Below are 19525 nucleotides of genomic sequence, written 5' to 3' on the forward strand. Positions count from 1 at the left end.
GTGTGGGTGCCTGTGCAAGACACATTTATGACAATTCAAGAAAATGTATAATAATCTAATAGGAAGCCAATCAAAGCTTGATATGATTGGCTTCCTATTTTTATTTATGCAATTGTAGTGTATTATCTGAATAGTTTGCTGCACAGGCACCGAAACAATTTTACTATTAAATCCATCTCTCAATCAAAGACACGTTCAGATTATGAGCATCCACCCGTACATTTCGCCCAATTGGCATGGCATGCATTGGGTGCGTATGTGCACAATCAAAATCAGCGATGATCGGAATCGTAAGCCCATCCAATTGTTCTAACAGCACTTCATACGGGAGCCTGCCTGTTCCCATGTCATCATACTGCTCATGCTTCCCTAACAAGATGGCACCCACTTTGTCGAAGACGCCGTGTAACTTCAACATAGCGAAGTTCTTTTCAACGATTGAAGTAGTTTTCGCACAATCCTCAATTAACAGGATGTCACTTTCTTGAATGTCCGGAAAGTACTCCGTGCCGATAAAACCATACATAGCATTGACGTTCCCGCCTATTAACCGCCCTTCCGCAACCCCGCTATTAACGGAAATCCATTGATTATCGTATAACGTTTTCTCTTTCGTTTTTTCTAACCAGTTTGAAGCTTCATCAGACCACTTTTCCGGTAACGGCGCGGAATAAGGCAAAGGCGTATCAGTAATAAATAAATTCGAAAAGTATTCGTATGTATCATGAACCAAAGGAGGGAACTCCCCAAAGGATGGGATTAAAGCGGGTCCGTAAAATACCGGAATGCCTGTTTTAGCATACAACGCCAGTAACACTGCAGTGGCATCAGAATAGCCGACAACAATCTTAGGATTCCTTTTGAAAGCTTCATAGTCAATATAAGGCAACATACTATTTGAATTCGTGCCCCCGATTGTCGACATAATCAGTTTCACATCAGGATCGCGCAGCAACCTATTTAGCTCTTCCGCTCTTTCTCGAGGTGTGCCCGATCGATAAAAATCCTTCTTGCCCGTTAAACTTCCTTCTTTAATCTGAAAGCCTTTCTCCAGTAAATAGCGCTTTCCTCGTTCATAACGTTGTTTAGCAGTCACGGTCGCTGGAGACGATGGAGTGAAAATGCCTATTGTATCTCCGGGTTTTAATCTAGTAAACATGAATGACACCCTTTCAAACCATTATAAAATGACAGCATTATTATCTTATGCAAGTATAACCCAGTCCAAAAACGGACCGGGTTACCACTAAACACTTAACCGAAAAATAATTACTGCTGTATAATCTGAATCAAGTTGCCGCACGTATCGTCGAAAACGGCTATTGTCACTTCGCCTGCTTTTGTCGGCTTCATCGTAAACGTCACGCCTCGTTCCACTAACCGCTCGTACTCTTTCTGAATATCCTCAACACCGAACATTGTCGCCGGGATGCCATCGGCAAATAGTTTCTTTTGATACTCCTGCGCGGCCGGATGGTTGTTCGGTTCGAGTAAAAGTTCGGTACCGTCTTGAGCATCTGAGGAAACAACTGTTATCCATCGATATGCCCCTGCGGGAACGTCGTGCTTTTTCACAAAGCCCAACGTTTCCGTATAAAATGCCAATGCTTTGTCCTGATCTTCTACGAAAATGCTCGTAACAATGATTTTCATGTACATTTTCCTCCTTAGTCTACATCGCCTGTATGCAACATGCATTAAGTGTAATCAACCAGTTAGCCGTCCGTCAAATTGTGTCGGTGCCTGTGCATGGTGCATTTATGACAATTCAGAACTAGTAATAAATATACGTTATAAATTTAGCTAAAGATTGATTTTACCGGTTTCCCACTTGCATAGGAAAAGGTGTTTTCTTGTATTAAAACGGTCCCCAGTCAATAAGGACCCCAATTGTAAGGAAGATGATGCCGAGCACTGTCCATATGAGCAAGAGCGGGAAAACGAAGCGGATCCACTTCGTCCACGCGACCCCCGCAATGGCCAAGTTCGCCATTAAAATCCCGGATGTCGGCGTAATGACATTCGTGAAGCCATCTCCCATTTTGTAAGCTTGTACTGCCACTTGTCTGGGAATCTCCATCAAATCCGCAAGCGGTGTCATAATCGGCATAACGATGACTGCTTGCCCACTTCCCGATGATACGAGTATATTGAATAATTCGTTGGCAATAAACATAACGATCGCACCACTCACACTCGTAAAAGGAGTCATTAAACTGGCCATCCCTTGAACGATCGTATCTAATATTTTTCCGTTTTCCAGAACTACGACAATTGAACGGGCCATCCCGATAATCATTGCTCCATAGACAAGCCCTTTAGCCCCTTCAAAAAACTCCATAACAAGACGATTCGGTGTTAAACGGCCGATCACCGCCGTCCCCACAGCAATGATTATGAAAATGGCAGCCATTTGATTGAGGCTCCATTCGTATTTGAATACGCCGAAGACATACAACGCAATGCCTAGCACAAGCCATAACAGGACGAGCTTATGTGTGCCTGTAATTTGCACTTCTTCATTTAATTCATCCCGTTCTTCCAACTTCGGGAACGGGTTGCTCCCGAGTACGCTTTTCATCGGATCCTTCTTAATTCGCTTCACATACCACGCCACGTAAAGAATCGTGGAAATCAAGACGGCAATATAAATAATCACCCGGTAGCCGATCCCGGAGAAAAGCGGCAATTGGGCGATTTGCTGCGCCGTTCCTGTCGTCAATGGATCCAAGAACGCGGTGTTGAATCCTGCGTAAGCACCAAGGTAGATAATTGACACCCCAACGATGGCATCCAGCTTCATCGAGCGGGCCAGAATAATGCCGATTGGAATAAAAGCAATCACCGCATTTACAATAATGCCGAGCGTACCAAAAATCGAGAACAAGACCATGACAATAGTGATTAACACAATTTCCTTATTCTTCGTTTTCTCGATTGTTTTCAATATGAGAGCATCAATCGCTCCTGTCGACTCGATGACCGCGAATGAGCCCCCGATGATCAACACTAAGAAAATCAACGGTGCAGAAGCTATCATTCCATCTTGGATCGCTAGAAAAACATCCATCGGACTGACAGCCGAGGACTCGATTTTCTCATAGCTTCCCGGAACGACGACTGTAACACCGTCGACCTCTTCCCTCTGAAATTCACCTGCGGGTATTATGTACGTCAAGATTGCCATAAGGACGAGTATCATGAATAGGATTACGTACGCATCCGGTATGCCTAACGTTATCTTCTTTTTCTTTTCCAAAGCTACCACTCCTTCCTGAATTGTCTTTCTATTCCGTTGACTATTCATATGATAAATCATATAATTTATTTTGACAACGGTGAATTATATGATTTATTACAAAAGAAGGATTGTTGTAGATATGACTTACTATGAAAAGACGAAAAACGAGTACGAGAATCTGACGTCGGGACTAAAGAAGGTCGCTGAAGTTTTGCTGACAAACCCTATCCTGTTCGCCACCCATCCCGCAAAAAAGATTGCCCATGTGCTGGATGTAAGCGAAACGATGGTTGTGCGCTTTTCCAAAGCGATCGGCTATGACGGATTCGGCTCCCTCCAGGCGGACGTCAAGCGCAACCTCTTGACAATCCGGCCTCCCGAGAAGGTGGCTTCTGAAGACAGGCATCCTTTCAGCGGCATTATGGAAAGTGACAGCAATAACATTAACCAGATCGCCGATCACTTGGACTGGGCCATAGCAGAGAGAATCGTCGACTGTTTAGTGACTGCTGACAGCATTAAAGTGGTCGGCTATTACCAATCCTTCGCGTATGCCCATTGGTTTGCGGTTCTTCTGAACACGCTACTAGGCAACACGCAGCTTTACCGCCCCGAAACAGATATCGGCATCACGAAGCAAGGAAATGGTCAATGCGTCGTCATCTTTTCATACTACCGCTATGCACTCGGTACAATCCGATTAGCGGAGGAAGCTAGAGAAAAAGGCAATCAGGTCATCGTCATCACCGATTCCCGCTCTTCGCCGGTAGTTGAATATGCCGACCACGCACTCGTCATACCAATCGCCCAAAAATCCGTGTTGGAAAAAGGGCCGGTCACATTTTCGGTATTGAATAGCCTATTGCTCCATATTGCACACCGAATCGATAAGTTGGATCTCATCAATCCGACAAACAATTATTATATTCAATGAATCAGAGGGGGTTTTATTATGAGCAGAGCAACAAAGGAACTGGTGATGGAGACATTTAATCATTTACATGCCAATCCGGAACTGAGTTGGGAAGAAGTGAACACGACTGCATTTATTAGAAAAAAGTTGGAAGAAGCTGGCTGCACGGCGACTGTATTTGACGATTGCACAGGTGTCATCGGCGAAATCGGAAACTTCTCAGGAGACGTGCCAATCATTGCACTCCGCGCGGATATGGATGCATTGTGGCAAGAAGTTGGCGGAGAAATGAAAGCGAATCATTCGTGCGGTCATGATGCTCATATGACAATGGTTCTTGGAGTGCTGCAGAGTATTAAAGACAGAATGGATATTTTGGAACGCATAGGGATCCGATTCATTTTCCAGCCGGCTGAAGAAGTTGGTGCAGGGGCATTGAAACTTGTGGATAAAGGGGTTGTCGATGATGTCGATTTCTATTACGGAATCCATCTTCGACCGTTCCAGGAAACCGATAACGGCAAAGCCGCTCCCGCTATTCTCCATGGCGCAACCGGTACCATTCAATTCGAAATACGCGGAGATGATGCGCATGGAGCCCGTCCGCATCTTACCCAAAATGCGGTTGAGATCGGAACTTATATCGTGAACGCCATCCATACGATCCATCTAGACCCGACTATTCCCCACTCCGCCAAAGTGACCCGCTTTCATGCAGGTGGTCGGAGCACGAACATCATCCCGGGTAGCGCCACACTTGCAGTCGATTTGCGCGCACAACAGAATGAGACAATGGATATGCTTGTAAAGCGGGTACATGAGGTTCTCGAATCCGCCCGTTCGTTATTCAATGTAACAATCAATATTACCGAGGAGTACGGCATAGCTGCAGCGGAGGTCCATCCGGAAGCTGAAGCGATTGCGAGAAAAGCGATTGTGGCCGTCTTGGGGGAAGAAAATACGACGGACCCGATCATTACGCCGGGCGGAGATGATTTTCATTTCTATACGATCAAGAAACCGCACTTGAAGGCAACAATGGTCGGGCTTGGCTGCGGCCTGAAGCCCGGTCTACATCATCCGAACATGACATTCGACCGGGATGCCATGTTCAATGGCATCGACGTCCTTACGAAGATTCTTGAATTGCATGCGAAAGGGGAAAAATAAGCATATGAAATCCATAACAATCAAAGAAGTTGTCCTCCACCATATTAACGTCTCCCTCATTGCACCGTTTACGACAAGCTTTGGTACGATGCAACATAAGGATGTTTGCTTAGTGGAAGTGATTGACGAATCAGGGATGTCCGGCTGGGGAGAAACTGTAACGAGCAATGAGCCATATTACAACGAGGAAACAACTGCGACGACCGTGTACATGCTGAAAGAATTCCTCATCCCCCGCCTGATCCATAAAGAAATCAAGCATGCCGAAGATGTACACGACATGTTACAATTCGTCCGTCGCAATAACATTGCAAAAGCCGCCATCGAAACAGCGGTATGGGATGTATTCGCAAAGAAAAACGGGAAATCGATTGCTGAACTTCTTGGCGGTACGAAGCAGGAAATAGAGGTCGGGAAAAGCATCGGAATCCAAAAGGACCCGGCCGCGCTTGTCGACAAGGTCCGCCAGTATGTAAATGAAGGATTCCGCAAAATCAAAGTGAAAATCAGCCCTGGGGCGGATCTAGACTATATCGCGGCAGTCCGCGAAGCATTTCCCGATATTCCGCTCATGGCAGATGCAAACTCCGCCTATACGCTCGCTGATATCGAGCATTTGAAAAAGCTAGATCCGTACAATCTGCTCATGATTGAGCAACCGCTTGCCCATGACGATATCATTGATCACGCCTCGTTGCAGAGAGTAATGAGAACGCCAATCTGCCTCGACGAAAGCATCCATTCTTTAGAGGATACGAGAAAGGCGATCGAACTCGGAAGCTGTAAAATTATCAATATTAAAATCGGACGGGTCGGCGGTCTCACTGAATCGAAACGAATCCATGACCTATGCCAGGCAAACGACATCCCCGTCTGGTGCGGTGGTATGCTCGAAACGGGTGTAGGACGCGCGCACAATGTCCAACTGACGGCACTCTCGAACTTTACTATCCCTGGAGACACTGCACCCTCCTCCCACTACTGGGAAGAAGACATTGTCACTCCTGAAATCACAATGGACCACGGAATCATCCTTGTCCCGTCCGGTGATGGAATAGGCTATCAAGTGGACGAGGAGAAGTTGAAGAAAGTACTGGTTAGCAGGGAAACGATTACGTCAGCTGAATCACCCCATCCAATTCCATCTTAAAAAACAAATACCTGCATCGGGCTAACCCCGTGCAGGTATTTTTAACAAGCAATCACTTAGCGGTCTTCTCCAGCTTCTTCGCCAATTTTATTGCCCCTACAAGAAGGAGGACAGCAAAGACTAAGGGGACGAGAATTGCCAACAGAGCATTAACACCATTTGGCTGCTCTCCGAAAACAACCGTTAACAAATTGGCAACTCCGTGCGAGGGTGATGGTAGGCCAAGCCATTCAGTTACCATTGGCGAAATAAACATTCCGAACACTACACCAAGGATTAGATATAGAATATATTTTTTCTTCATTCTCCTCACCTCGCCTATACTCATAGATCCCATTCCGCGAATCCTCTACAACACCTTGATGAACCATATTAAAAACATCAACGTTAGTACACCGATTCCTATTAGCGCACTAATCTTTGTATACTTAATAGCCTCGTCTGAAATATCGGGGGCCTCGTTATACATCCAACGCTTCCCCCACATAATCGCATCTTCCGGATAGTTATATTGAAGAAAAAAGATAATATACACGGGGCTGAAAAGAATAAAGGTAAAAATGAATGTCAGCATGCCGCTCCCTCCTATACCGTACTTCATTACTACATACGGATGTCGGAGTCGAAAGTTTCAGAAATCAAAAAAAGTGCCCAGCGCATTAAAAAAACTCATCCATCAGTTGGTAATAATCAACCCTGGATTCATCTACATCCGTAACCCCATATCCCGCAAGAAAGTAAGGCACGTATTCCTTGCCAAAATTACTGGAGATGCTTCGTATCGCCAATGCCAAATCTTGATACTTGTCAGCAACTCCCGCCCTGCCCCAATCAATGAGGCCGCTCACTCTTCCATTTTCAACAACTATATTCGGCAAACAAAAATCACCGTGGGTAATAACGAGCTCCTCATGCAATGGCTTATTGAAGATGAGCTCTTCGAAGAGTTCCCCAGCCTTCCTCCCTCTTCGTCCCTCATCAAAATCATCTTCATCGACCTGTTCTTGTTCTACTCTTTTTTTCGCTTCCTTTATTTTCACATCCAAGCTTAGAATAAAAGGACAATCATCGACACTTACACGATGTACCGCCTTAAGTCCAGACCCTACCGACTCCAACATCGAAGGCAAAACGGCTCGATGTGATTGATCAGAAGCATTCACGCCTTTAATTTCAGACGTTAACAAGTATTCGTTTTCCTCGTCCTCCCCGTAGAAAAGCACACGCGGCACAGGCAGCTTTCCTTCCAACCACTCCAATTTCACTTTTTCATCATAGAGACGTTCAACAGAATTTATCGGCTGCACTTTCAAGTATTGATTCGAATGAGAACCTTTTAATAGGAAGGTCTTCGCTTCCGAATGGCCAATTGTAATCGGTTCCCACGAGAATCCATTTGTTAATTTCGCTAAACTTGAAGGTACTTCTATCAAATGAATCTCCTCCTTTTTCACAATCTTTATAGTTTCCACATTACACGACAGGCACCCGGGATAACAAGCTTGACTATTCGAACAATCCTTCCAAAAAATCCAGAACCATTCATTCCATATGCATAGAATAGGATAGAAGATTCATAATCACGACGACCACTTAGAAGGAGAAGATGGAGAACATGAAGAAAGCAATGGGGAAATGGGAGCAAAGTGTATTTTTACAGCAAGATCCAGTAGTCGCAAGGCATATTCCGGAAACGGTCATTTACAATGTGGACATTTTGGATGATTTCTTGAACCGCCATCCGTCTGTCTACGTGAAACATAATACGACGGGCCAAGGCAGAGCGATCTTAAAAATTCGTAAAAGTAACGGCGGTCACTACTATGTCAATGGATTTACAATTCAAGGAACACCTGTACAACAAACCGTTTCGACAGTTACTGAAATTCAGCAGATCCTTCATCCATTTATAAAATTGGGCAGAGTAAGCGGTCCCTATATTATTCAAGAAGCTATACAAAGCTCCACAGAAAATGGACAGCCATTATTAATTCGGGTTCATATTCAAAAACTGAAGAACGATTGGGTCATTGGTGGAATGTATGGGGCAATCGCAAGCAAACTGGCGACTGAAAGCGGGGTTGTGAATTCCCATAGGGGCGCTACCGTCATGACCATTTCCGAAGCATTATCACTTACAAAATTCAAAAACAATCAACAGGATGCGGTAAAGAAGTTAGAAGAGGTTGCAATTGCAGCAGCGAAGGTCATCTATTCCGTTGTGCCTAATAGAGATTATGGAATGGACTTCGGGGTCAATCAAGACGGAGTGCCTGTCTTAATTGAAGTGAATACAACACCGGGCATCGGCTCATTTGCAAAAATTGAAAATGGAGCACCTTGGAGACGAATTGTTGAGATCCGAAAAATGCAGAGTGAACCCTAAGCGTATGCATAAAAAAATGAACGCATGTCACTCATACATGCGTTCCTCTTTTTATTCAACCACATATCTCACTTACAGAGGCACCCGTGTCTGCAAGCTCCACACACCACTTTTCGTCAATTTATCAATATGGACTTCAATATCCCCACCTAAATAGACCGTCTCACCTTTAATCGCAACGACCATCGCCTGAACGACGGGATCACTATTATTTTTTTGATAAACATCGCCGATTTTAGGTATATGGATTGGAGGTGTATGGTGTTCCTGCATCTGCGCTTGCGCGTTTGCTTCATGCGCGTCAGGCTGTGCCCGATCAATGATTGTCGCACCCTCTTCCAGCCCCGGTACCATTACCCAATACTCGCTATGTCTGATTCCATTCGATTTATTGCTAATTACACCGTTCGCTTCGATTGAAGATACCGTTTCAATCGCGTGAAGGTGGTGATGGTCAATGGAGTCGGGTTTAGGATTGATAATTAAAATATAATCACCGACTTTTGCTTTCACTTCTTTATGAAGCGTATATCGTTGATAATTGAACGTAAAACTATCCAAATGCTTCGGCCGATACAATGTAATTTCTCTCGCAGTTACGAGCCGCTGCTCCAAATCTTCAAGTCGAATAAGATGGACAGACTTCCTGAAGAATGGGTTTACAGAGTACACTTTATGCAGTTTGTTTTGATAATAAACAAATTGTCCTCTTCTAACGTTTAATAGGTTCACTACGACCCCACCTTATGATTTTTTCTAGTTTCCAATCACTCTTTTTGCTGTATGATTTTATAAAAGGATACGACCATTAATATGATAATAAGGGAAAGAGGCAACGCCGATATGATGAGCATATTTTGAAAGCCTTTAATACCACCAGAGTACATGACAATGGCGGCCATTGCAGCTAATGCGAGCCCCCAAACGATTTTGACGACATTGGAAGGATTCAATTGTCCACCCGTACTGAACATGCCGAGTACAAATGTTGCCGAATCCGCGGATGTAACAAAGAATATGGCAATGACAAACACGGTCATGAAGGATAGCACCGTTCCAAGTGGATAATGCTCATACATACCGAATGTCACCGTTTCTGTCACTAATGTGGACAACTTGGCAAGCCCGTTTTGCTCTAAATATAATGCCGAGCCGCCAAAAACGGCAAAGAAGATGAATGTCACAAGTGTAGGAGCGAGTAAAACGCCTGCGACAAACTCTCTGATTGTCCGGCCTTTTGAAACACGTGCAATGAACATGCCTACAAATGGCGCCCATGAAATCCACCATGCCCAATAAAATATCGTCCACTCATTGATCCATTGGCGCTGATCGCCATTCAACGGTTTCAGTTCAAAACTCATTTCAATGAAGTTTCCTGCATATTTACCGATTGACGTTGTAAATAGATTTAAAATGTACATGGACGGACCGACAATAAACAAGAGAACTAATAGGATAAATGCAGCGACAATATTGATCGTACTCAAGTATTTTATTCCACGTCCAATACCCGACCATGCGGATACAATAAATAAGACCGTTGAGATAAGTAAAATGATCAATTGAAACCAAAACGTTTTAGGGGCGTTAAACAGATACGTGAGGCCACTATTAATTTGCGCTGACCCGAATCCGAGTGTGGATGCGACACCTACAACAGTCGCGAAAATCGCAAGCGTATCGACAATATGTCCAACCGTCCCACGCATGACTTTCTTGCCGAACAATGGCTCAAGCGTGGCACTAATCAACCCGGGCGCGCCAACCCTGAATTTAAAGTAAGCGAGCACAAGTGCGACAATGCTGTACAGCCCCCAGCCATGAAGGCCCCAGTGAAACATCGCGTATTGAAGTGATTCAATGATCGCCTGATCTGACCCTGGCGTTGCATTCGGCGAACTGATGAAAGCATGTGAAATGGTTTCCGCTGTCGTAAAGAACATCAGTCCAATGCCCATACCTGCGCTGAACAACATCGCAAACCATGCAAGTAAACTAAATTCAGGCTTCTCATTTTGTCTTCCTAACTTCACCTTGCCAAAACGGGAAAACATAATATAAAAGCAAAAACTAATCATCGCAACAATGACGAATATGTAAAACCATGCAAAGTGATCATAAATAAATTCGGTCGCAGATACTGTCAACACGTTCAAACTATTCGGGGCAAATGAACCCCAAAGCACAATCGCTATACAAATAACGACTGCATACCAAAACACCCTTGTAATATGCAACAAAATTCCCCTCTCTCCTGAATTACACTATAAAACGAGCCGCCTATCCGATTTAAAAAATCGTCATAGACGGCAAGCAAAGATACGGCAATCAATTATACCCTCTTAAAAAAACTTGAAACCTTTCGTGTCGGTGCCTGTGCAAGACACATTTATGACAATTCATCTCGAGTAATAAAAATACGATAAAATCTTGATGTTACTCGATTCCCTCTTTCATTTATGCAATTGTAGTGTATAGTCCGAATTGTGTCGGTGCCTGTGCACAGTGCAATTATGACAATTCATAAAAAGTGATAAATATTCACAAATACTCAGCTGAAGCCCATCGTTAATGGGTTCTCTATTTCGACTATACAATTGTAGTGTATAATCTGAATTGTGTCTTGCACAGGCACCCCACATGTGATGGTACCCACATGATACAAAAAAACAGACACCCCTCCCCGGGATGTCTGCCTTCAATTACATATGAGTATCAATCACTTGGTATATATAAGTATGAATAATGGGACCCATTTTCTCGACTTTGACACCAATTTCAATTAGATCTGTCTTGTTATGGTCCGGCAGTCTTAAAGAGAAAGATCCTTTATTCTTTCCGACAGCATGGAACACGTTGCTTCCCGCATCTCTTGTAATGTCAGCGATTTGTTCAGCCTCTTTTGGTAGTACATGCCTACCTATGTCATAGTTTGCTCCGAGATCCACTGAGGCAGTCGGTTTTTCCTCCAATATCCTCAAACTATAATAAAAATGTGGAGTTAAACTTACCGCTTCGATTCCATAACGCACTTCTTCTCCGTCTTCGAAACGGACAGTGGCAATATATTGACCTGGTTTATCAATCATAATACGGACATTATTATAATTGCCTTCACTATCGGTCACATCGGAATCGCTGCATGCGGAACGACCGAAAGTAAGACATTTCCTGAACTCCATATTGTCAGAAATTTTCTCTCCGTCCATCGTGGAAAGGGATACGTTTTGGACCTGTTTTTTACCCCTTACATCGAGTGCGGCTAGGGTAGGCAAAATATCTTCTGTCCTTTCCAGCGTCAACTTCAGTTTGCCTTCCACTTCTTTAATGTGCACAAAATATTTTCGATAATATTTCTTATCCGGATTCCCTGAATAGACCAAAGCGACTTGGAATGTACCCGTTCCTTCTTTAAGCGGGACTAAGTGGATTTTATCCGTAGGACCACGATATGATTTATCGCTCCCTTCAACAGCATTGAACAGAGCAGACTCATTATGATTGGAATCAAACATTTTAAACTGTTCCCATTGATAGTCGCTTGCGCGGACCGTTACAATTTGCGACTTTGCTTCTTCCGTTGCTTTCAACATTTTAGCAGCTTGCCCTCTTGTAATGGAGACATTCGGGCTGAACCTATCAGAACTCGTTCCTGTTGTGATGCCAAGTCTATAAATGCTCATAATGCCCGGATCATGGCCGGTTCCTCTTTTAACGTCTTGGAAAGGGTTTGTATGCGATGAGAAATTATAGAGCGGCAAATCAAACGCTTTGACGAGTATCGAGGCCATCTGCCCACGCGTAATCGGATCGTTCGGACCGTAACGACCATCTCCATAACCGTTGATGATGCCTTTTTGCGCCATCGCTGCGATCGCTTTATAGTAGCCGTTCGCTGTTGAGACATCTTTGAACCCCGGATTTTTCACGTTCGTCGTGTCCAATTTAGTCATCTTTGCGATGATGGCAGCCGCCTGTCCTCTCGTGATGGAATTACCAGGTTTGAATGTGCCATCCGGATAGCCTCCGATAATTTTCCGTTCTGCCAGCTCATTTACCGCTTCTGCGAAATGCTTTGATGCAGGTACGTCTGAAAATCGCTCAGTGCTCGCTGCGAACGTGCCAGATAAAGGCAGGCTGCATGCAAGTAACAGTGCGCCAAGTATCATAAGAAGTTTCTTTCTCACTTGTAATCTTCCTTTCTATTCTAGTTACAGATTTCAGTAAGTTGTAAATTGTGTCGGTGCCTGTGCAAGGCACATTTATGACAATTCACCTTAAGTAATAAAAATACGAGAGAATCTTTATATTACTGGATTCTCTCTCTCATTTATGCAATTGTAGTGCATAGTCTGAATTGTGTCTTGCACAGGCACCGTCTAAAACGGGCAGCAAAGAGTGCATGGAAAACCAGGTTAGCGCGTCCTCTATATTAAGCGGTTGGTTGACGGCTATTACTTCTGGACAGCTGCCAACCTGGTTTCCAAAATTGTGTCGGGGGTCCCATCCCCCTTCCTGCACTATTCTGCGATCACCCAACGGTCTGAGCCTGCATCCCGTTTCATATGAAACACTTGCTCCGCTACCCCTTCTCTCCCATATTGGTAGCGGATTTCAACTTCATCTTCAGAAACAGGAGCCGCTGTACGATAGGATGCCTCTAAAAACAGTTCACCTAACCGGCTCAGTTGTGCGAACTGCGGTGTTTCCGGCAAATTGCCGTACCCTAACAAATCGTCGTACAAATACAAATCAAAATATTGCTCCGGCGTATAATCACCGGTAAGCTGACCGGTTAAATAATCGATGTACATCGATTCGGTATGCTCTTCCGTTGCGATGCCTACAACTTGCCCGTAGATTTTATGAACTGGCGTAATCGTCGCCCCTTGCACCGTTTTACTAGCAGGGAAGTGGTTTAATAATAAATACTCCCGCGCATTCAACAGCGTATCGTAGCCACCTACAATCGTGACTCCCTTATCTGCATAACGATCCATCAGTTCCGATTGCAACGGCTTGCCGTTAATCCTCAACTCACCGTTCTTCAGTACGACACGATCGCCCGGGACCGCAACGACCTCGTAATAGGCATCGTTATAAGTCGGCAAATGGCTTGTCGTATTTGTCATCGTCCGAACAATGTCGCCTGCCTCATACACAACTTCATCGAACAATCTTTCCTGGCGTTCAATGACCGTATGGAAAGAATCCGTGCTCCCATTCAACGAAAACCTTTCCTTATCGACATAATGCAGACCGTCGACTTCATCAAAATACGGTAACGCCGCGAATTCCTCATAATCTACGTCAGACAGTTGCTTCGTCTTCTGGAGTGCCGAGATTTTCGCCAAATCATCGAGCGGATCATATGGATCACCCGGCCCCTTATTTGCAGAAAAATAATTCGTAGGGTCAATTGCGAGAAATAAAACCATTGCCACTACCGGAAGCGCTGCCGACACAAACACCACTTGCCAAGAAAACTTTCGAGCCGGTTTGTATAAGCGTTCATGCACCCGCTGTTTGATCCGCCTTTCCCGCATCGATGTATCACCCATCATTTCATCGAGCTTTCGTTTGAAATCGCTCAATTGCTCTCCACCTCCTCTTCGTCAAAAAACTCCTTCAGCTGCTGCCTTGCCCTTCGCAGCCGTGTTTTCACGGTATTTTCATTCAGATCCAGATAGCTTGCGATTTCTGCGATCGGCTGCTCATCGTAATAAAATAAAATTAACGGCTCCCGATATTTCAACGGAAGCTTGAATAGATTCTTTTCAAGCGAGGCGAGCCGCTCCTGCTCCAACACGACTTCGTCAACGCCTTTTTCCGAAGCAAAAATTGTATCAAACAACACATCTTTTTTATGCTTCCACGAGCGCAAATAATCTTTTGCACGATTCGCAGTTATTTTCGTTAAATAGGTCTTTAATGATGCCTCATTGCGAAACTGGTCACTCTTTTGAAAATACGTAACAAATACTTCTTGCACAATATCCTCGGCAGTCGACCAATTCTTCACATACAGATAAGCGATGCGAACTAAATAACTCGAATGCTCATCCATTACTTGATCAATACTACTCATTTACGAACCCTCACCCTCTTCTAAGGCCACGTCATGTCCCCCTCCACATACGCAACAAATTGCTCAAATGTTTTTTTCTCTGTCATGCCGTATCGGTTTACTTCGTAATTAGATGTCTTCCGATTTGCATACCCTTCATTCGTCGTAAAGCCGATCAACAACCCTGCCTCTTTCGCCGCCGCTATGAAATGATCATTATAATGCCCATACGGATACGCGATTGAAACCGCCGCCGGCACTTGCTCGATATTCCGGCGCAAATCCAAAAGGATCTCTTCCTTTGAATGATCTAACGCAACCCCTGCACCCGAATTCTCATTCAGTGAATGCAATTCATATGTATGGGCTTCGAACTGGAACACATCCTCCAGCTCAACCAAATCCGACGCGGTAAAAAATTGCAGCGGACCTTCCCCATCAAACAGCTGCGCTCCCTGTGCCCGATCGGTTCGTGAAGAAATAATGTGTTGAAGTGCACTGAACCCGTATTTCTTTAAAATCGGATAAGCATATTCCTTCGTCGATAATAACCCGTCGTCGAACGTAATGAGCACCGCTTTGCCCGGTACAACAAGGCGCCCTTCCAAATAATCATACAGCTGATGCGCCGACAGCGTCTCGAAATGATGATCCGCCAAGTACCTTATCTGCTGCTCAAACGATTCCACTGAAATTGTACTGTTCATCGTTTTCATAGACTCGCGCGGCAAAATATGATGGTAGACAAGCACCGGCAGCCCCTCGTCCAGAGCAACGGACTGCTTATGAATATACCCCGGCCGCTCCCCGATTGTAAGGATAAACCAATCCCCTTCCTCCCGCACGACCGGATAGCGATAGCCTTCTTCCATCTCCATAATAACACTGCTCTCTACATCCGCACCTTCGTAAACTGCGGTCTTTTGCAATGTGTGAACAGCTGCGAACCGCTCCGTCTGCACAACCGTCGTGAGCTTCTTTCTTTCGACCGTCCCTTCCCCCTTACGGACAAAGACAGCCATATTTCCGAGGCGAAGCTCATAATACACCTCATCCTCGCCTGTGACAGCAACAGGCTGATCCGCCTGCAACTCGCCAATCCGAGTCAACGCCTTCCCCTTCATATATATCGGCTGACGTTCTTCCAATGTCAGCACCCGCTCAAATTCCTTCTTCATAACAAACCGATCCGTGTCTTGCGCAAACACTCTTCCTTCTGACTTAATCAAAAACCATATCGCACCAACACTTATGATTAATACAATCAAGCCCACTACGACAGGCATTTTGCTAGAAATCTTCCTCATACCTTTACCTCCACTGTCAATCAAGCAACGTACAGACGGAGATTTTCAGAAAAAGTTTCAAAGTTTTTTTAGAAAGATTTATGAACTCCAAAGGAAAAAAGCTACAAAGCGGAAATGACCGTTATCTCTTTTGATTGAACTAAAGCGGAATTGGAAAGAATGAGGTGAAAAGCTGAGGAGATGATTCTCTTGATAAGTAGATATTATGAAGACAAAAAAGTGTTTTGTTTTATCTGTCGCAAAATCACCTTTTTCACTTACAGAGATTCACATCATAATAGTGGAGTCGAAAGCCATTGTAGCGAATGCATAGAAGTGTGGTTTGAATGGCAGAACAGGGCAGTTGAACGGGAGTTGAAAAAGTGGATTGACTATAATCGAACCAAATTTTCTGTAGAGAGATTTATTAGTTTGGAAGAGTGATGCCTACCCGAGTGTTATGTAATGGCATTAACACTTAGTTTCCAAGTCACGAAATGACCATATGATTCGGGAAATGAACGATTCGTGGGAATCGATGTACATTTCTAGATAGGCTAACGAATGGCAAAAAATGACCGCCTAATGCTGTAACATTATGGCGGTCTATAATAGCATGTTCCTACAAGGGGATCAGTTCGGGTATGAAAATAATTTATCCATTATTAGCCAACACTCAAGATGGATTTTTTTATGTTCACGATAAACGAGCATCCAGTATCTTGGTTAACTTCTCTTTACGCTCCTCCGACGTAACAATACAGCCGACTTCAAAAAACCTCGTCGAAATCTTTAATTCATACCCACTATTCACTTCAGGGGAATACCCGTAAAAGCGGTGGTTCGTATCAATTTGTTCGAACTGATACGATTGAATCCTTTTCCAAGGTACAAATCGCCCTCCGCACAACACCCCGTCTTCCACAATCGCAAACAGATTCCAAGATTGATTAAAATTAATGAGAGCAACGAGAGGGATGATTAAGTAAGGAGTTTGAATAGTACTGTCTTGCAATTTAAATACAGCTAAGAGAAGTAAACCGAGAAGGGTAACACCCATCACAAAAAAACCGGATTTTTGTTCGGAGATGACAGGCAAATTGACTGCTTTTTGCGGCTGTCTTCGGATCGCTTTCAAGTCTTCCTCCGTGATGGGGAAAACAGCAGGTCTTTTCAGTTTAATGATTAACCGAATGAACCGGAAACAGAGATAGCCTAGTAGTAACAAAAATAAAATATTCGTTAATATTTTCATCTTAGATTTCTCCTAGTCACATTCAAAGCATTATCATAAGATAAATGATCTAGCTTATTTATAAACTTGACGACCCGAATGTCTTCCCTGAGTTCAAGCAAATGGATTCCTGTATCCCCTGTTGGAAATACTACATCTCCAATAGGCAGATTGAAAAACGCATTAAAAAGATTCGAAATCAATCCCCCATGGGAGACGATGGCAACTCTCTCATAATCCTTATAATCATGTATTATCTCCCGAAGTATCCTTTCTGCCCGATAACGAAGATCAAGTGCGGACTCTCCATCTTGTATCGGGATATGTACCGGCCTGCCGCCTTTAGGCAACGGATACTTGATTGCCGCTTCTTTTCTCGACATTCCAGCTAAAACCCCATTATTAAATTCTCTTAACTCATCATAAAACCGTATTTCGCAACCGATTGCCTCCTGCAAAATTCGCGCTGTCCCACTTGCCCTCTTCAAAGTGCTCGATAATATGATTTCAGGCGGATATTCTGTTGCAACAGCCGCAGCCATCTTTCTTGCTTGCACCTCTCCTAATTCGGTCAACGGAAAGTCCGCTCTTCCTTCATGAACTTCCAATAGATCCGCTTCTGATTGGCCGTGCCTAATGATCAGTATTTCCATCTTTCTCCCCACTTTCTATAAATAATCCCCCATCAATCCTACCATATAACATCATAGCAATCTTCCAAATTTCTGATTAGTCACATAAAAACCAAACAACAAAATTAACATTCAGGAGAGGTGTAATGAAACGTTATTCCCATATAATTCATGTATTCTTTTAACATTAAATAGAATAAAATATTCACGTGTTAGAAATTTATTAAGGAATGGGGTCAAGCCTTTGAAGGCGGTTCGTATTTTATTAGTTTTACTTGTTACTTTTAGTCTATTTTCTGTACCGCACACTTTTGCAGCAGAAAAAACCATCGATCAATATTACATAGCTGATGTAGATTACAGCCATGGGGCATACGAACAATTAGAACGGTTCTTGTATGCAGATATCATAGATGGATATGAAGAAACAGAAGTTTATGAAGAAGATGGAGAAGTATATGAATATACTTCAGTCCTTTTAAAGCCAGAAAATAGTATTACACGTGCACAATTCACAAAGATACTAGTTAATGCTATGAATTTAACAAGTGGTGACATAAACAAAACGTTCCCTGATGTTAAATCTTCAGCCTGGTATTATAACTATGTCCAAATTGCTAGCAGCAGAGGGATTATTACTGGAAAAGAAGATGGAACCTTTAAACCAAATGATAAGATTACTCGTGCTCAAATGGCTGCTATGATTTATCGTGCATTTAATGAGACGGTGGATTTCTCAACAACAGGAAAAACTTTTAAAGATGTTACTCAAAAAAACTACGCTTATGAAGCAGTTGTAAAAACAGCAGGCGTCGGAATCGTAAATGGGTACGGAGACGAGTTCAAACCGAATAATTTCGCTAAACGTTCCCATGCGGTATTGATGATCGACCGTGCATTACATCTGGAACCCGGAACAGCTGAAGACGAACTTTCAGTCATTCAAACTGTAAATCGTAACGTCTCAGAAGAGTTGTCACTATCCTCTGATGAACAAAATAGTGAAGCGTTGGAAGCTCTTTACCGTGAAACGACAATGGGTTACCAGCTTGCATATTCGCTTGATAGCCAGAGCCTACTAGATGACCCTGAATTTTCAATCGGCTCCATTAAGATGGAGCAAGTCGGAGAGCATACAAGCAGCATTATTTCCTTAAACAAACGTTTTGCAGAAGTTAAGATCGACAATTTAAAAGTTAATGTTTCTATTAGCGAACCAGACATGAAGTTTGAAATGACAATTGATCTATCAGGAACTGCCTATGTAAAGAAAACAGAAGACGGCACTTGGAAGATTTATAACATTGTCTATGATGATGAGGACTATGAGGATACGCTAACCGAAACTATGGCAGGTAATTAACCTAAAAAAGATTCCCCACTCTACTTTAATGAGGCGGGAATCTTTTTTTGATGTAGATATAAAACTTCCTACACGGAAAG

19 protein-coding genes are annotated in these 19525 nt (G+C 43.6%); 5 read left to right on the forward strand and 14 right to left on the reverse strand.

What is annotated here, in order from left to right; genetic code table 11:
- Nucleotides 1-166: 166 nt before the first annotated feature.
- The 3 genes from NIT04_RS15085 to NIT04_RS15095 all read right to left on the reverse strand — a co-directional run bounded on the left by NIT04_RS15085 (nucleotide 167) and on the right by NIT04_RS15095 (nucleotide 3307).
- Nucleotides 167-1159, reverse strand: coding sequence for a S66 peptidase family protein (locus tag NIT04_RS15085; protein WP_252504358.1), 993 nt, complete (start codon nucleotides 1157-1159; stop codon nucleotides 167-169).
- Nucleotides 1160-1269: 110 nt separating this feature from the next.
- Complete coding sequence (locus tag NIT04_RS15090; RefSeq protein WP_252504359.1) at nucleotides 1270-1653, reverse strand: VOC family protein; 384 nt, start codon at nucleotides 1651-1653, stop codon at nucleotides 1270-1272.
- A 205-nt stretch (nucleotides 1654-1858) separates the two neighbouring features.
- Nucleotides 1859-3307 carry a YfcC family protein gene (locus tag NIT04_RS15095; protein ID WP_252504360.1) on the reverse strand — a complete coding sequence of 483 codons (1449 nt, stop codon included), beginning with the start codon at nucleotides 3305-3307 and terminating at the stop codon, nucleotides 1859-1861.
- 73 nt (nucleotides 3308-3380) lie between these two features.
- Here NIT04_RS15095 and NIT04_RS15100 point away from each other — a divergent pair, with 73 nt between their 5' ends.
- The 3 genes from NIT04_RS15100 to menC are packed head-to-tail and all read left to right on the forward strand — an operon-like array spanning nucleotide 3381 to nucleotide 6474.
- Nucleotides 3381-4175, forward strand: a complete 795-nt coding sequence (locus NIT04_RS15100) for a MurR/RpiR family transcriptional regulator (protein ID WP_252504361.1) — start codon at nucleotides 3381-3383, stop codon at nucleotides 4173-4175.
- A gap of 18 nt (nucleotides 4176-4193) precedes the next feature.
- A complete protein-coding gene (locus NIT04_RS15105; RefSeq protein ID WP_252504362.1) occupies nucleotides 4194-5324 on the forward strand; it encodes a M20 peptidase aminoacylase family protein in 1131 nt (376 codons plus the stop codon).
- Nucleotides 5325-5328: 4 nt separating this feature from the next.
- Nucleotides 5329-6474: an o-succinylbenzoate synthase gene (gene menC / locus NIT04_RS15110; RefSeq protein ID WP_252504363.1), complete on the forward strand. Its 1146-nt coding sequence runs from the start codon at nucleotides 5329-5331 to the stop codon at nucleotides 6472-6474.
- A gap of 52 nt (nucleotides 6475-6526) precedes the next feature.
- Here the strand turns inward: menC and NIT04_RS15115 are convergent, their stop codons facing one another.
- From NIT04_RS15115 to NIT04_RS15125, 3 genes are all read right to left on the reverse strand, one after another.
- Nucleotides 6527-6778 (reverse strand): hypothetical protein, encoded by a 252-nt coding sequence (locus NIT04_RS15115; protein ID WP_252504364.1) that lies wholly within the window; start codon nucleotides 6776-6778, stop codon nucleotides 6527-6529.
- 45 nt (nucleotides 6779-6823) lie between these two features.
- Entirely contained in the window at nucleotides 6824-7048 is a 225-nt protein-coding gene (locus tag NIT04_RS15120) for a hypothetical protein (protein WP_252504365.1), read from the reverse strand.
- A gap of 85 nt (nucleotides 7049-7133) precedes the next feature.
- On the reverse strand, nucleotides 7134-7907 hold the full coding sequence (locus tag NIT04_RS15125; RefSeq protein WP_252504366.1) for an APH(3') family aminoglycoside O-phosphotransferase: 774 nt from the start codon (nucleotides 7905-7907) through the stop codon (nucleotides 7134-7136).
- A 182-nt stretch (nucleotides 7908-8089) separates the two neighbouring features.
- Between NIT04_RS15125 and NIT04_RS15130 the strand changes: the two genes are divergently transcribed.
- On the forward strand, nucleotides 8090-8860 hold the full coding sequence (locus tag NIT04_RS15130; RefSeq protein ID WP_252504367.1) for a YheC/YheD family protein: 771 nt from the start codon (nucleotides 8090-8092) through the stop codon (nucleotides 8858-8860).
- Between the two features lie 72 nt (nucleotides 8861-8932).
- Here NIT04_RS15130 and NIT04_RS15135 read toward each other — a convergent pair whose 3' ends face one another.
- The 8 genes from NIT04_RS15135 to NIT04_RS15170 all read right to left on the reverse strand — a co-directional run bounded on the left by NIT04_RS15135 (nucleotide 8933) and on the right by NIT04_RS15170 (nucleotide 18103).
- Nucleotides 8933-9592: a hypothetical protein gene (locus NIT04_RS15135; protein WP_252504368.1), complete on the reverse strand. Its 660-nt coding sequence runs from the start codon at nucleotides 9590-9592 to the stop codon at nucleotides 8933-8935.
- Nucleotides 9593-9627: 35 nt separating this feature from the next.
- Nucleotides 9628-11103: a BCCT family transporter gene (locus NIT04_RS15140; RefSeq protein WP_305880112.1), complete on the reverse strand. Its 1476-nt coding sequence runs from the start codon at nucleotides 11101-11103 to the stop codon at nucleotides 9628-9630.
- Between the two features lie 462 nt (nucleotides 11104-11565).
- A complete protein-coding gene (locus tag NIT04_RS15145; protein WP_252504369.1) occupies nucleotides 11566-13050 on the reverse strand; it encodes an S-layer homology domain-containing protein in 1485 nt (494 codons plus the stop codon).
- 333 nt (nucleotides 13051-13383) lie between these two features.
- Nucleotides 13384-14457 (reverse strand): S26 family signal peptidase, encoded by a 1074-nt coding sequence (locus tag NIT04_RS15150; protein WP_252504370.1) that lies wholly within the window; start codon nucleotides 14455-14457, stop codon nucleotides 13384-13386.
- Nucleotides 14454-14951 (reverse strand): sigma-70 family RNA polymerase sigma factor, encoded by a 498-nt coding sequence (locus NIT04_RS15155; RefSeq protein ID WP_252504371.1) that lies wholly within the window; start codon nucleotides 14949-14951, stop codon nucleotides 14454-14456. Before NIT04_RS15155 ends, NIT04_RS15150 begins: the two co-directional genes overlap by 4 nt.
- Nucleotides 14952-14971: 20 nt before the next feature.
- Entirely contained in the window at nucleotides 14972-16237 is a 1266-nt protein-coding gene (locus NIT04_RS15160; protein ID WP_252504372.1) for a polysaccharide deacetylase family protein, read from the reverse strand.
- A 676-nt stretch (nucleotides 16238-16913) separates the two neighbouring features.
- Nucleotides 16914-17471 carry a DUF5673 domain-containing protein gene (locus tag NIT04_RS15165; protein WP_252504373.1) on the reverse strand — a complete coding sequence of 186 codons (558 nt, stop codon included), beginning with the start codon at nucleotides 17469-17471 and terminating at the stop codon, nucleotides 16914-16916.
- Entirely contained in the window at nucleotides 17468-18103 is a 636-nt protein-coding gene (locus NIT04_RS15170; RefSeq protein WP_252504374.1) for a histidine phosphatase family protein, read from the reverse strand. The genes NIT04_RS15165 and NIT04_RS15170 overlap by 4 nt, the downstream gene beginning before the upstream one ends.
- Before the next feature lie 223 nt (nucleotides 18104-18326).
- Between NIT04_RS15170 and NIT04_RS15175 the strand changes: the two genes are divergently transcribed.
- On the forward strand, nucleotides 18327-19445 hold the full coding sequence (locus NIT04_RS15175) for an S-layer homology domain-containing protein (RefSeq protein WP_252504375.1): 1119 nt from the start codon (nucleotides 18327-18329) through the stop codon (nucleotides 19443-19445).
- The last annotated feature ends 80 nt before the right edge of the window (nucleotides 19446-19525 follow it).

The organism is Sporosarcina sp. Marseille-Q4943 (assembly GCF_943736995.1).
In the GTDB taxonomy this organism is placed as follows: domain Bacteria; phylum Bacillota; class Bacilli; order Bacillales_A; family Planococcaceae; genus Sporosarcina.